Genomic DNA, 12,879 nt, shown 5'->3' on the forward strand with positions numbered 1-12,879 from the left:
GGATCGGCGACGGGATGACCGCCGCTCCAGACGGGCGCGATCCCGGAACGGGAAGACCGGCGCGGCAGAAGGCGCGCAGGTCCATCGGGATCAGCGACGGGATGTCCGCCCCGCCAGACGGGCGCGCAGAACCGGCGAGGATCACCGACGGGACCGACGCGCAAGACCGGCGAGGATGGGGATCCTCGCCGGTCTCGCGTCGCCGGAGCGGCGTGCCCGCCGCCGGCTGCCGGCTGCCGTCAGGTCAGGCGACGCGGCGCTGCGACTCTGCCTGGGGCACGTCGCCCTGGGTGCGGAAGCGGTCCATCATCCGGCCCAGCTCCTCGACCTGGGTGGACAGTGCGGCGGCCGCGGCGGCGTATTGTTCCGACATCGACAGGTTCGCCTGGTTCACCCCGTCGAGCTGGGCCAGCGCGGTCGAGACCTCGCGCACGCCGGTCGACTGTTCCGAGGTCGCATGGGCGATGCCGGTGATGTTTTCCACCACCCCGCTGACCGCGGTCTGGATCTGGTCCAGCGACAGGCCCGCGTCCCGGGCCAGGCGGACGCCGGCCTTGACCTCGGTCTCGCTCTTGCCGATCAGGTCGGCGATGCTTTGCGAGGCCTTGGCCGACTGCTGGGCCAGGTTGCGCACCTCGTTGGCGACGACCGCGAAGCCACGCCCCACCTCGCCGGCGCGGGCCGCTTCGACGGCGGCGTTGATCGACAGCAGGTTGGTCTGGAACGCAAAGCCTTCGATGACGCGGGTGAACTCGCCCATCTGCTTGGTGTGTTCGTCGATTCGTTCGATGGCGGCGATGGCCTCGGACACGACCTGCGCGCCTTTCAGCACCACGTTCAGCGCATCGCGCGCCGCGGCGTCGGCGCTTTGGGCCGACTGGCTGGTCATGGTGATGTTGCCCGAGATTTCCTCGACCGCGGCGGCGGTTTCTTCCAGCGACGCGGCCTGGCTTTCGCCGCGGCGGGCCAGGTCACCGGCGCCCCGCGCGATCTGCACGGCCTCGTCGTTCATCTGGCCGGCCCGGCCGCGGATTTCCGAGATCATCGCCTCGAGATCGTCGTTCGTTTCATTGAACGTCGCCGCCACGGCGGCGAATTCCGGCTTTTCAGGCGCTGCGACCCGATAGGTCAGATCGCCGCCCCGCATCGCGTTCAGGCCGGCGACGAGCCCCTGCATCAGCTGCTCCTGGTCGGGGACATCGGTGGCCATCTTGACCACCGACGCAACCCGGCCGGCTTCGTCCAGCACGGGCACGTAGCTGCCCACGATCCAGATCGAACTGCCGTCCCGCCGCTTGCGGCGGAATTCGCCGGTCTGAGATTCCCCCGCGTTCAGGCTCTGCCAGAACAGCTGGTATTGCGGCGAGGATGCATCCTGGGGGTGCATGAACATGCTGTGGTGCTTGCCGACGATGTCGTCCAGGCGATAACCCAGCAAGTCAAGGAAGTTGTCGTTGGCGGTCACGATTTCGCCGCTGGGCTTGAACTCGATCACCGCCTGGCTGCGCCCGAGGGCTTCGAACTTGCGCCGGGCGAGGCTTGCCGCGGCCGTCGAGGCGGTGATGTCGGCGGCAAAGACCACGACCTGGGTCACCTGCCGCTGTTCGTCCAGCACCGGCGTATAGACCGCCGAGACCCAGAAGGGCTGGCCGGATTTCGCGATCCGCTTGTATTCGCCGGTCTGCGGGATGCCGGCGCGCAGCTGAGCCCAGAATTCCTCCTGCGATTTGTCCGGCTTGTCGTTGGGGTCGATCAGCTTGGACAGTTTCTGACCGACCAGCTCGTCGCGCTGATAGCCGCAAAGCTGCAGGCTGTTGTCGTTGACCGCCGTGATGGTGCCGTCGACGGCAAACGCCATGACCGACAGCACCTTTTCGATTGCGGACATTGCCTGATCGAGATCAGGATGGGTAAATTTTTGACCTGTCATGTAAGCCTCCGGGTGATCGCTTGCAAACGACGCTAGAGGAAAAGGCTTGAGATTCCGTTACCACCGGAGCAATATGGCGCAGTGAGGCCATGGCACGGCAAGCGCGGCCGTTCAGGCCAGCCGTGCGATCGCCCTGACTGCCAGTCTGCAGGGCGCACGGTCCGCAAACCGGCCGCGGGCGCGGGCGATGCCCAGTCAGCAAAGCGCTGGCAATCCCCGATCGTTACCGCTAGCAAGGCCCCATGATTCGTCTGGATTTGTCTGCGGTGAACTTGGGCGGCGCGCCGGTCGCTAAGACTTTAACGAAATAAACGGATTTCTGCACCGCATGGAGACGAACTGGCCCGCATCTGCCGATGGTTTCGAACTCGACGCGGACATTGCCGGCACGCCCAACGATCTGCTCAGCCGCAGCCGTGAACTTTACAGCGCCTTCGTGCGGGCCGGCGCGCTGATCCTGTGGCGCGCCGACATGGCGGGACGGATGACCGCCGTCACCGGCTGGCAAGCGGTGACTGGCCGTCCCGACCACGAGGCGCTGGGCCGCGGATATCTGGAACGCTTCCACCACGACGACCGCCACCTGCTGGATTTCCGCAACCGAGAGATCAGCGACACCGTCCAGGCCGAGTGCCGGCTGCTGGACAAGCATGGACGCTGGCGCTGGGTGCGGGCCCGGGGGGTCCTGATCGCGGCGTCGCGCGGCTTTCCCTCTGAATTGGTCGGCACGATCGAGGACATCCATGACCAACGGCTGGCGCTGGAACGCGCGCGCTACCTGGCCGAGCGCGACGCGCTGACCGGCCTTGGCAACCGCCGCACCCTGATCGACCAGCTGATCCGCCTGCACGGCAAAGAGGCGACCGCCACCGTGGTCATGCTGGACGTGAACCGCTTCAAGGAAATCAACGAGCTGCACGGTCACCAGACCGGCGACCGCTTCCTGGTGCGGCTGGGCCAGCTGCTGGTCGCCGCGGCGCCGCCGCATTCGGTCTGCGCCCGGATGGGCGGAGACGAATTCTGCGTCGTGGTGGCCGACGCCACCGAGGCCGAGTCGTTCTGCGCCCGGCTGGATGCGACACGCCTGACCGGGGTCAGCATCGCCGATCTGCAGATTCCCTTCGGCTTCACGGCCGGGATCGCCAACGCCGTGTGGGACGTGCCCGACCCGGTGTCCACGGTGCTGCGGCACGCCGACCTGGCGCTGTTTGCGGCCCGCTCGGCCGGGCGGGCGGTCGCGCATTTCGAACCGGCGATGCAGGAGGAGGCCGACGCCCGCCAGCAGCTGTCCGGCCTGTTCGCGCTGGCCTGCCGCAATGATGAGTTCTTCCTGGAATATCAGCCGATCATCGCCATCGACAGCGGCGAGACCGTGTCGTTCGAGGCCCTCGTGCGCTGGCAGCATCCGCAGATGGGACGGATCCAGCCGGCGGTCTTCGTACCCCTGGCCGAACAGAATGGCACCATCGCCCAGCTGGGCCGCTGGGTGCTGTCCAAGGCCTGCGCCGATCTGGCGGCGGCCGACCCGCGGCTGCGGATCAACCTCAACGTCTCGGCCCGGCAGCTGCTCGAGCCGGGGTTTGCCGACGCGGCGCGGGACATCGCGCGGGCGCATGGCGTCGACCCGCAGCGCATCACGCTCGAGCTGACCGAAAGCTCGAACATGGCGGCGGTAGCCACCAGCCCGGAACTGGCGCGGCTGCGGACGCATGGCTTCCGCACCGCGCTGGACGATTTCGGGACCGAATACGCGGTGTTGTCGCATGTGAGTTCGGGGCAGTTCGACGCGATCAAGCTGTCGCGCGAGTTCATCGTCGGCTGCTGCTGCGAGGACCGCGCCCGCACCGTGCTGCGCCACGTCATCAACCTGTGCGACGACCTGGGGATGGATGTCGTGGCCGAAGGGATCGAGACCCGGGGCGAGTTCGACTGCCTGCGCGCGGCCGGGGTGCGGCTGATGCAGGGGTTCCATTTCGACCGCCCCGGCCGGCTGCGCGCCCGCGCCTGACGACACGGCGCGGCTTGCGCCCGCGCCTGACATGAAAAACGGCGCCGCCCGTCAGGGCAGCGCCGCCATCCTCTGGCCGGAAGGATCAGACCGATTCGTCGATCCAGGCCTTCAGCGAGGCCTTGGGTGCCGCGCCCATCCGGTTCGACACGACCTGGCCGTTCTTGAACATGAACAGCGCCGGAATCCCGCGTACGCCCAGCGTCGCCGGGATGTCGGGGTTTTCGTCGACATTGACCTTCACGATCTTGATCTTGCCGGCATATTCGTCCGACAGTTCTTCCAGCGCCGGGCCGATCTGGCGGCACGGGCCGCACCATTCGGCCCAGAAATCGACCATGACCGGCACGTCGGACTGGCGCACGACGCTGTCGAAATCGGCGTCGGTGGCTTTGGTGGTTGCCATCGGGATACTCCTTGTGGCTGCAACGGGGGTTGCTACCAGAGCTATGAAGCCGCTGGCCCCTGGTCAAGACCGCGCAGCGCCGCATCCCATGCCGCGTCCAGCAGCGGGTCGGGCAGCTCCATCAGCGCCCGCGTCCGTGTCCACAGGATCGCCGTGTCGATCTGGTGCCCCGGCCAGATCGCCCGCAGGGCGTGGCGATAGGCTGCCATCTGCCGCAGATAACCCTCGGGCGAGGCCTCGGGCGAGGCGGGCACGCCGGCGTTCGATTTATAGTCGATGGCGGTGACCCGCCCGGGGGTGACCACCAGCCGGTCGATGGTCCCCGACAGGACCCCGCCGCCGGGCAAGGGCGCGCTCAGCGCCACCTCGCGCAGCACCGTGGCGCCGTCGGGCACCGCAAAGACGTGGGCCAGCGCCTCGGCCTCGATGATCTCGCCAAGTTCGGCCAGCAGCGCGGCCAGCTCGGCCTCGCCCGGCACGCCGCCCTCGGCGCCGGACAGGATCGCCAGTGCCCGGTCCGGCCAGTCGGCGCGGGGCAGGGCGGGCAGATGTTCCAACAGCAGATGCAGCCGGGTCCCGGCCAGCAGCGCCGCATCGCGGTCGAGCCCCGCGACGGCCGGATCGCCCGCCACGATCTTGTCGCCGCCCAGGGCGGTGGCGGCCACGGGCCGCGCCGGGCGCGGCAGCGGGCCAGTCGGCAAAGGACAGCCGCCGGGTCTCGCTGCCGCGGCCGTCATCCAGCCGCGTTTCGGCCAGCCCGTGCAGCGCGGCGCGGTCGAACCCGTCCGCCACCATCGCGTGCCAGCTTTCGGTGCCGGTCCCGGTCTCGCCCGCGGCGGCCACGATCAGCCAGCTTTCCGCCCGCGTCAGCGCCACGTACAGCAGGCGGCGGCGCTCTTCCTCTTGCCGGCGCTTGTCGCGTTCGGCCCATGCGGCGACCAGGTCGGTCTGCTGCGCCTTGCTGCCCCGCCAATGCGCCGGAGGCCCGCGGTCGGGCAGGATCGTCTGCGGGGTTCGCCCGCCCGCCCCCCGCCTGGCGCAGTCGGGCAGGATCACGATCGGGCTTTCCAGCCCCTTGGCGCCGTGCACGGTCATCACCCGCACCACGCCCGCGCCATCCGAGCCGCGGCCGGGCTGGCGGCGCAGCTCGGCCTGGTCGTCGGACAGCCAGGCCAGGAAGCCGGTCAGCGAGGGCGTCTCGCTGGTCTCGTAGGTCAGCGCCTGCGCGAGCAGCTCGTCGATGCCGTCCACCGCCTCGGGGCCCAGCCGCCCGATCAGCCGCGCCCGGCCGCGATGGCGGACCAGCAGGCGCGAGATCAGGTCGTGCGGGCGCAGGAAATCGGCCTGAGCCTGCAGGTCGGCGATCACCGCCCACGCCTCGTGATGGGCCGAGTTGCGCAGCGCCTCGATCAGATGGCCGCTGCGGCGCGCGGCCAGCCGGTACAGCTGGTCCTCGTTCAGCCCGAACAGCGGCGAGCGCAGCGCGGCGGCCAGCGACAGGTCGTCCTCGGGCGTGGCCAGCACCGACAGCACGGCGCGGATGTCGCGGACGGCGATCTCTCCGCCCAGCCGCAGCCGGTCGGCGCCGGCGACGGGCAGGCCGGCCTGCTTCAAGGCGCGGATGATTTCGTGAAACACCGTGCTGCGCCGCTGCACGAGGATCAGCACGTCGCGGGGCAGGATCGGCCGTGGCGCGCCCTCGCGCGGCTGAAGGGGCGTCCCGATCATGTCGCGGACCGCGGCGGCGACGGCGTCGGCCAGGACGGTTTCGGCGGCGTCGGGGGCGGTGGCATCGACCGGGCGGAACCATTCCATCGCGGCCGGAGCCTCGGGCTTGGGCACCGGCGCCCACAGGTCGACCCGGCCGGGCATCCGGTCGCGAAAGGCGATGTGGCGCGGCGGCTCGGGGCCCAGCCCCTGCGCGGCGTCGTCCTGGAACACCGCGTCGGTCAGCGACAGGATCGCCGGCGACGAGCGGAAGGAATGGCGCAGCGCGGCATCCTGCATCGGCCGCCCGACCGCCGCAAAGGCGTCGGAAAAGCCGCGATGGCGTTCGGTGAAGACCGCGATGTCGGCGCCCTGGAAGGAATAGATCGACTGCTTGGGGTCGCCCACCACGAACAGGGTGCGCGGCCGGTCGGCGGCGCCCTCGCCGGCGGTGAACTCGGCCGCAAGCCGTTCCACCACCTGCCACTGGGCGGGCGAGGTGTCCTGCGCCTCGTCCACGAGGATATGGTCGATCCCGCCATCCAGCCGGAACAGCACCCATTGCGCCATCGCCGCATGGCCCAGCAGCGCGGCGGTGCGCAGGATCAGGTCGTCGAAATCCAGCCAGCCGCCGGCCCGCTTGGCCTCGGTATAGCGGCGGCAGAAAGCGTGGCCAAAGCGCTGCAGCGCCAGCGTCCGCTGGGCGTGGCGCAGTTTCAGCCGCAGCGGGCGCGCGGCCTCGACCCGGGACATCAGCACGTCGATGTCGTCGACCAGCCCCGCGCAGGAGCCGCGGCGCAGCGCAAGGGTGGGCCATTCGCCTAGCCGCGCCAGCCCGGCCCGGGCGCCGCTGCCGAAGATGAAGACCGACTCGAGCCGCTCCAGCTCGGCCACGCCGGGCGCCGCCCAGTTGCCGCCGTCCAGCTTGCGGGCGTCGCGGGCCGGGTTGCCGCCGCCGGCATGCAGCAGCGGGATCAGCGCCGCGATCAGCCGGCCCTCGGTTTCTCCCAGGCAATCGGCCAGCAGGGCCGCCTCGTCGAAGCCCTCGGGCAGGCCGCAATCGGCCCACAGCCGCGCCGCGCAGGGCGCCGCGTCGTAATCCCGCAGCCCGGCGAGAAAGCCGTCCAGCCCGTCGTCCGATTGCAGCGACAGCAGGTCGGCCATCTCGGGGGCGTTCTCGCGGGCCATCTGCTCGATCACCTCGGCGCGCAGATTGGCGGCGCTGCGGTCGTCCAGCTCGGCAAAGCCGTGCGGCACCCCGGCCTCCAGCGGAAAGCGCCGCAGGACGCCGGCGCAGAAGCTGTGGATGGTCTGGACCTTGAGCCCGCCCGGCGTCTCGATCGCCTGCGCGAACAGCCGTCGCGCGGCGCTCAGGTCGGGATCGCCGCCGATCCCCATGGCCTTCAGCCGGGCGGTCAGCGCGGCGTCGTCCAGCATCGCCCATTCGCCCAGCCGCTGCAGCAGGCGGTTCTGCATCTCGGTCGCGGCGGCCTTGGTATAGGTGAGGCACAGGATGCGCTCGGGCCGGGTCCCGCCCAGCAGCAGCCGGGCCACGCGGTCGGTCAGCACGCTGGTCTTGCCCGACCCGGCATTTGCCGTGAGCCAGGTCGAGCGCTCGGGGTCCGCCGAGATGTGCTGGGCGCGGGTGGCCTCGTCGGGGGGCGCGACGCCGCCCGTCACCTTGGTCAGGTCGTCCTCGGGCTCACGCATCGCCGACCCTCATCCGTTGCGGCGGGTCGGCCTCGGACCACTCGCCATAGCGGCTCAGATGGTCATAGGCCGAGCCGTGGCCGGTCCGCTCCATCGCCCGGCGAGCGGTAAAGCCGTGCTCGCCGCCCAGGTAGCCCGCGACCAGCAGCACGAACTGGTCCCAGGTCGCGGCCAGCTCGTCGTCCCAGCCCAGCGCCTCGGTCTCGCCCTGCCCGCCAAGGCGGATATAGCGCAGGTCCGCGATCTCCATCGGCGCGCCGAAGACGCCGCGCTGGGCCATCGCGGCCTCCAGCGGCAGCTGCTTGTCGAAGGCCAGCACCTTCGCCCGCTTGGGCGGGGCGCCGGACTTGTAGTCATAGATCACCGCCGTTCCATCCTGCAGCCGGTCGATCCGGTCGGGCCGCGCGGTCAGGGTGAAATCGAGGCCCGGCAGCGCGAGGCTGTGGCGCGTTTCCACCGTCAGCGGGGCGCCGTCCTGCAGCCGGTCGTGTTCGTCGGCGACCAGCCGGTCGGCGATGCCCGCGATCCGCGCCCGCCAGAACATCCGCACCGAGGGCCAGGGCACCTGCTGCGCCAGCACCTCGTCGGCCGCCCCCAGCAGCCGGACCCGCAACGCCTCGGGCGGGTCGGCGGGGCCGGGCGGCGGGGTCAGGAAGCGGCGCACGATGTCGTGCAGCACGTTGCCGCGCTCGGCCGCGTCGGGGGCCGGGCGCAAGGGGTCGAGCGGGCGCAGCCGCAGCACCTTGTCGGCATAGATCGCGTAGGGGTCGCGGATCAGCCGCGCCACCGCCGTCACCGAGAGTTCGCGCAGGGCCGGCGCGGGGGGCAGGGGCGAGGGACGGGGGGCGAGCCTCGCGTGGTCCCCCGGCTGCGGCGCGGCTACCGCAGCGGCGAGGTCCAGCCAGCGCTGGCCGCGCGCCTTCATCGCCGCCACCGCCGCCGGTCCGCCCTGCGCGGGCAGGCCGCCCAGCAGGTTCAGCAGCCGGTTCAGCCAGCGCGAGGGGATGGTTTCCGCCTCGTCGCTGCGCCGGGCGCGGGTCAGCACGATCTCGTCGGCGGCAGCAGCGATCTGGAAGTCATGCGCCGACAGCCCGATGCGCCGTTCCGGCAGGGTCAGCCCCGCCTGCCGCCGCATCGGCCGGCTGAGCCAGGGGTCGGGGTCCAGCGCCTGCGGCCAGCCGCCCTCGGTCAGCCCGCCGAGGATCACGAGGCCCACGGCCTCGGTCCGGGCCTCGCGCGGGCCGCGGATGCGGACCAGAGGGTGGGCGTCGGCCTCGACCCGCACCGCCTGGGCCTGCAGCTCGGCGCCCAGCAGCTCGGCAAAGTCATGGGCGCTGGTCTCGGGGCCGCGCGGGGCGTGGCGGGCGACATGGTCCAGCACGGCGCGGGCCTTGTCGCCGGCACGCTCGGCATACAGCCGCGACGCCGCGGCCGTGCCACCCGGACCGGCGGCCCAGATTTCGGCAAGATGCAGGTGCCGCGCGGCACGCTCGGCCAGCGGCAGGGGCCCGGGATCGGCGATCAGCGGCAGCGTCTCGTCCAGCAGCGCGGCGATGCCCTGCGCCCAGTCGCGGCGCGCGGGCGGGGTGCGCGGCCGGTCGCCCCAGGCCCGCAGCGCCGCGCCGTCGGGAAAGACCGGGCCATGCTTGCGCAGGTGCAGCTCCAGCTCGCGCGTGTGCAGCAGATGGGCGCCGCGGGCGTCGTGCCCCGCGCCGGTCGCCGTCAGCGGATGCTTCAGCAGCACCAGCAGCGCCACGATGTCCAGCGCCGCCAGCGGCAGTTCGGCGACGTGGCGCAGGAACAGCCCGGCGGCGGTCAGCGGCAGGGGCGCGCCGGCGCTGTCGTCGGGGCGGATCGCCCAGCGGTCCAGCGCCGCGGTGACCCGGCGGGTCAGGGTCCGGTCGGCCGCGATCAGGGTGACGGCGCGGCCGTGATGGACGGCATCACGGATCAGGACGGCGATGGCGCCGGCCTCGGAGGCCGGGTCGTCGGCCTCGATCAGCGTCATCCCGGCGCAGGCCGGCCCCAGATCGCCCAGCGACGGTCCCTGCGCCACCCACTGGTCGGTGACCGGCGCCGGCCGCAGGGCGAGGCTCAGCAGCCGGTTCCGCTGCGGCGCCGGCGGGGCCGCGTCGGTCCACGGCCGCGGCGCGCCCATCGCCGCGATCAGCGGCGCAAAGCGAGCCTGCGGGTGGTCCTCGTCGCCCTCGATCAGCCGCGCCTGCAGTTCGGGCGGCAGATGCGGGTCGTGGCCCGGCAGCACCACCGCGCCGCCGGGCAGCGCCGCCACCGCCTGCATGAACAGCCGCGTCGCACCGTGCGAGCCGGTCGAGCCGGCGACGATCACCGGCCCCGGCGGCAGGTTGCGCCCTTCGGCCCAGTCCTCGGCCAGCATCTGCGCGGCGCGGCGCTGCAACGCCTCGCGGTCCACCGGCGCACCGTCCAGGTGGAATCCGGCGGCGATGCGCAGGAACGTCAGGGCGCGCTGCCAGTGGGCGGCGTGATCGGCCGCGTCGACGGCGTCCAGCGCCTCGGCGTCCAGCCCCTCGGACTGCATCTCGGCCATCAGCGCAGCCAGCGAGCGGGTCAGCGCCGGCACCGACTGGCCGTCCTCGGCCCGCAGGGCGCGGGCGACCAGATGCGACAGGTCCAGCAGCCTTGCCAGCGGCGCGGCGGGGGGCGGCAGCCCGGCCTCGGACCCCAGATCGGCGATCAGCCGCAGCCGCGGCAGCAGCAGCGCGCCGTGGCGGTGAAACGCAGCCTCGATGCCGCGCAGCGTGTGGCCCGAGTTGCAGTGGATGGTGACGGCGGCCATCGCCTCGGGCGGGCGGTCGGCCATGCGATCCCGCAGCCCGCGCACCAGCTCGGCCGCAAAATCCACGCCGGCGGGCAGGGCATACAGACCCTGCATCTCAGCGCCCCGCCTTTGCGCTGGCCAGCATCGCTTCGGCCAGCGGGATGCAGTCCGGCCGGCCCACGTCGCACCAGCCGCCGGGATGCACGAGGCCAAAGGCCCGGCCCTCGGCCATCATCCGGTCCCACAGCAGGTTCAGCGAAAACACCGGGGCGTCGATGGCGGCGAGCCCGTTTGTCCGCAGGATCTGGGTCCCGGTGTAGACCAGCGGCCCGCCGCGGCTGATCCGGCCCCGGGGGTCCAGCGCGAAATCTCCGCCGCCGATCCGCCCCTGCGCCCGGTCCACCGGCACCAGCATCAGCAGCGCGTCCATCCGCGCCCCGTCCCAGGCCGCGCGCAGGGCGGCGACCGGGTTCGGCCCGGTCCAGACGACGTCGGGGTTCATCGTCAGCACCGGCCCGTCTCCTAGCAGCGGCAGCGCTTTCTTGAGCCCGCCGCCGGTTTCCAGCAGGGCGTCCGCTTCGTCGGAGATCGCCACCCCGCTGCCCGCCAGATGCCGGACGATCTGATCGCCCAGATGGTGCGTGTTGACCACGATCCGTCGCGCGCCGCCTTCGCGGACCAGGTCCAGCGCGTGATCCAGCAGCGGCCGTCCGGCCACCGGGATCAGCGGCTTGGGGGTCACGTCGGTCAGCGGCGCCATGCGGGTGCCCTTGCCGGCGGCGAACAGCATCATCGTGTCGGGGGCACCCGTCCCCGCGCCGCAGCGGGCGCGGATCGCGGCGATCACCGCGGGCGTCGGTTCCGGCACGCCCTCCAGCGCCGCAGCCAGCGGCGCCAGCGCCGGGTGGGCGACGTCGCGCCGTATCGCCGCCCAGACCCGGGGCATGAAGTCGAGATAGCGCGGCTTGCCGTCGCGCAGGCACAGCCGGGTGAAGATACCCATGATCCGCAGGCCGCGTTGCGCCCCCAGCAGCGCATAGGCGGCGCGGAAGCGGTCGGGATCGGCGCCGGTCGCGGCCAGGTAGCGGTCGATCTGGCGCGTCTCGATCCCCGGCGCGATGTCGCGGCGGGCGTCCTGCAGGACCGAGACCAGCTCATAGGCCGGATGCGTCGCCACCGCGTCCTGGAAATCCAGCAGCCCGGGCGGGTCGTCCCTGCGCCAGACGATGTTCTCGGCGTGGAAGTCGCGCAGCGAGACCACCGGCGCTGCATCGGCGCACAGCGCGCGATGCAGCGCGGCGATCGCCGCGGCGACGCCCTCGCCCGCCCCCGGCGCGCCGACGGCCGGCGGGTACCACTTGGCGAAAAGCCCTGCCTGTTCGGCCAGGGCGGGGCCGTCTAGCGGGGGCACGAAGTCCGGCGGGGCGTGGCGGTGCAACTCGGCGATCAGGTCGGTGATGCGGTCATAGATCCCGCTTGCCGCCTGAGGCCGCTGCTCGAGCACCCGGGCAACGAGGTCGTCACCGAGATCTTCCAGCAGCAGCAGGCCCTGGCCCTCGTCCTCTGCCAGCACCTCGGGGGCGTGAAAGCCGCGGGCGCGCAGCCAGCCCGTCATCGCCAGATAGCGGCCGGCCGAGCCGGCCGGGTCGTCCATCAGCACGGCGCTGTGGCCGTTGCGGGTCAGCCGGAAATACCGCCGCGCCGAGGCGTCCCCGGCCAGCACCGCGACCCGCGCCTCGGACCAGCCCGCGGCGTGGAGGAACCGCGCCAGCTCCAGCGCCCGGCCCACCCAAGCCCACCGCGCCGGATCGCCCGACAGCGTGATCCGGCGCCGGTCGGGCGCCGTGGGGTCCAGCGTCAGGGTCAGCGCGCCGGGCGGGGCGGCGCCCATCCGGTCGGGCCATTCGATCAGCGTGATCGCCTGCGCCATCGCCTCGTCCAGCCCCAGCTCGACCAGTTCCGAGGGATCGGTGAGGCGATACAGGTCGGCATGCCACAGCTCGGCCCCGGCGGCGTCCTCGTAGGTCTGGACCAGCGTGAAGGTCGGGCTGGGCACGTCCTCGGCCGCGTCGCCCTGCCGGGCACGGATCAGGGCGCGCGCAAAGTGAGTCTTGCCGGCGCCGACCGGGCCATCCAGCAGCAGCGTGTCACCTGGCCGCAGCAGGGGCGCGAGCGCCCGCGCCAGACCCGCGGTCAGCGTTTCGTCAGCGTTGAGGGTGGCGAGAGGGGACAGCGGCATGGTCATCGCAGCCGAATCTAGCCGCCCGGTGAGGCGGCGGAAAGAGGCGCGGGACGGGAAGATGCGGGGGGCGAAGGGAGGG

At 72.2% G+C, this 12,879-nt stretch carries 6 protein-coding genes and 2 pseudogenes; 1 reads left to right on the plus strand and 7 read right to left on the minus strand.

Going from position 1 to position 12,879, the window contains the following annotated elements:
* Positions 1 to 244: 244 nt before the first annotated feature.
* Positions 245 to 1,888, minus strand: a complete 1,644-nt coding sequence (locus tag IC63_RS02785; protein ID WP_198026226.1) for a methyl-accepting chemotaxis protein — start codon at positions 1,886 to 1,888, stop codon at positions 245 to 247.
* A gap of 370 nt (positions 1,889 to 2,258) precedes the next feature.
* Between IC63_RS02785 and IC63_RS02790 the strand changes: the two genes are divergently transcribed.
* A complete protein-coding gene (locus tag IC63_RS02790; RefSeq protein ID WP_036716683.1) occupies positions 2,259 to 3,938 on the plus strand; it encodes a putative bifunctional diguanylate cyclase/phosphodiesterase in 1,680 nt (559 codons plus the stop codon).
* An 85-nt stretch (positions 3,939 to 4,023) separates the two neighbouring features.
* Here the strand turns inward: IC63_RS02790 and trxA are convergent, their stop codons facing one another.
* From trxA to tsaE, 6 genes and pseudogenes are all read right to left on the minus strand, one after another.
* On the minus strand, positions 4,024 to 4,344 hold the full coding sequence (gene trxA, locus IC63_RS02795) for a thioredoxin (RefSeq protein WP_036716685.1): 321 nt from the start codon (positions 4,342 to 4,344) through the stop codon (positions 4,024 to 4,026).
* 41 nt (positions 4,345 to 4,385) lie between these two features.
* Positions 4,386 to 5,081, minus strand: a complete 696-nt coding sequence (locus tag IC63_RS19160; RefSeq protein WP_332257717.1) for a PD-(D/E)XK nuclease family protein — start codon at positions 5,079 to 5,081, stop codon at positions 4,386 to 4,388.
* Between the two features lie 73 nt (positions 5,082 to 5,154).
* Positions 5,155 to 7,761, minus strand: a pseudogene (gene addA / locus IC63_RS02800) (double-strand break repair helicase AddA); the annotation flags it as partial.
* Positions 7,754 to 10,672: a double-strand break repair protein AddB gene (gene addB, locus IC63_RS02805; protein ID WP_036716688.1), complete on the minus strand. Its 2,919-nt coding sequence runs from the start codon at positions 10,670 to 10,672 to the stop codon at positions 7,754 to 7,756. The pseudogene addA and the gene addB, both read right to left, overlap by 8 nt.
* 1 nt (position 10,673) lies before the next feature.
* Positions 10,674 to 11,348: a nucleotidyltransferase family protein gene (locus IC63_RS02810; RefSeq protein ID WP_084115415.1), complete on the minus strand. Its 675-nt coding sequence runs from the start codon at positions 11,346 to 11,348 to the stop codon at positions 10,674 to 10,676.
* 315 nt (positions 11,349 to 11,663) lie between these two features.
* Positions 11,664 to 12,803, minus strand: a pseudogene (gene tsaE, locus IC63_RS02815) (tRNA (adenosine(37)-N6)-threonylcarbamoyltransferase complex ATPase subunit type 1 TsaE); the annotation flags it as partial.
* Between the last annotated feature and the right edge of the window lie 76 nt (positions 12,804 to 12,879).

This window comes from Paracoccus sphaerophysae (assembly GCF_000763805.1).
GTDB lineage: Bacteria > Pseudomonadota > Alphaproteobacteria > Rhodobacterales > Rhodobacteraceae > Paracoccus > Paracoccus sphaerophysae.

Excerpts from the sequence above, each read along its gene's own strand:
- IC63_RS02785 (WP_198026226.1), bottom strand. The coding sequence starts at position 1,888 with ATGTCCGCAATCGAAAAGGTGCTGTCGGTCATGGCGTTTGCCGTCGAC.
- IC63_RS02790 (WP_036716683.1), top strand. The coding sequence starts at position 2,259 with ATGGAGACGAACTGGCCCGCATCTGCCGATGGTTTCGAACTCGACGCG.
- trxA (WP_036716685.1), bottom strand. The coding sequence starts at position 4,344 with ATGGCAACCACCAAAGCCACCGACGCCGATTTCGACAGCGTCGTGCGC.
- IC63_RS19160 (WP_332257717.1), bottom strand. The coding sequence starts at position 5,081 with ATGACGGCCGCGGCAGCGAGACCCGGCGGCTGTCCTTTGCCGACTGGC.
- addB (WP_036716688.1), bottom strand. The coding sequence starts at position 10,672 with ATGCAGGGTCTGTATGCCCTGCCCGCCGGCGTGGATTTTGCGGCCGAG.
- IC63_RS02810 (WP_084115415.1), bottom strand. The coding sequence starts at position 11,348 with ATGCTGTTCGCCGCCGGCAAGGGCACCCGCATGGCGCCGCTGACCGAC.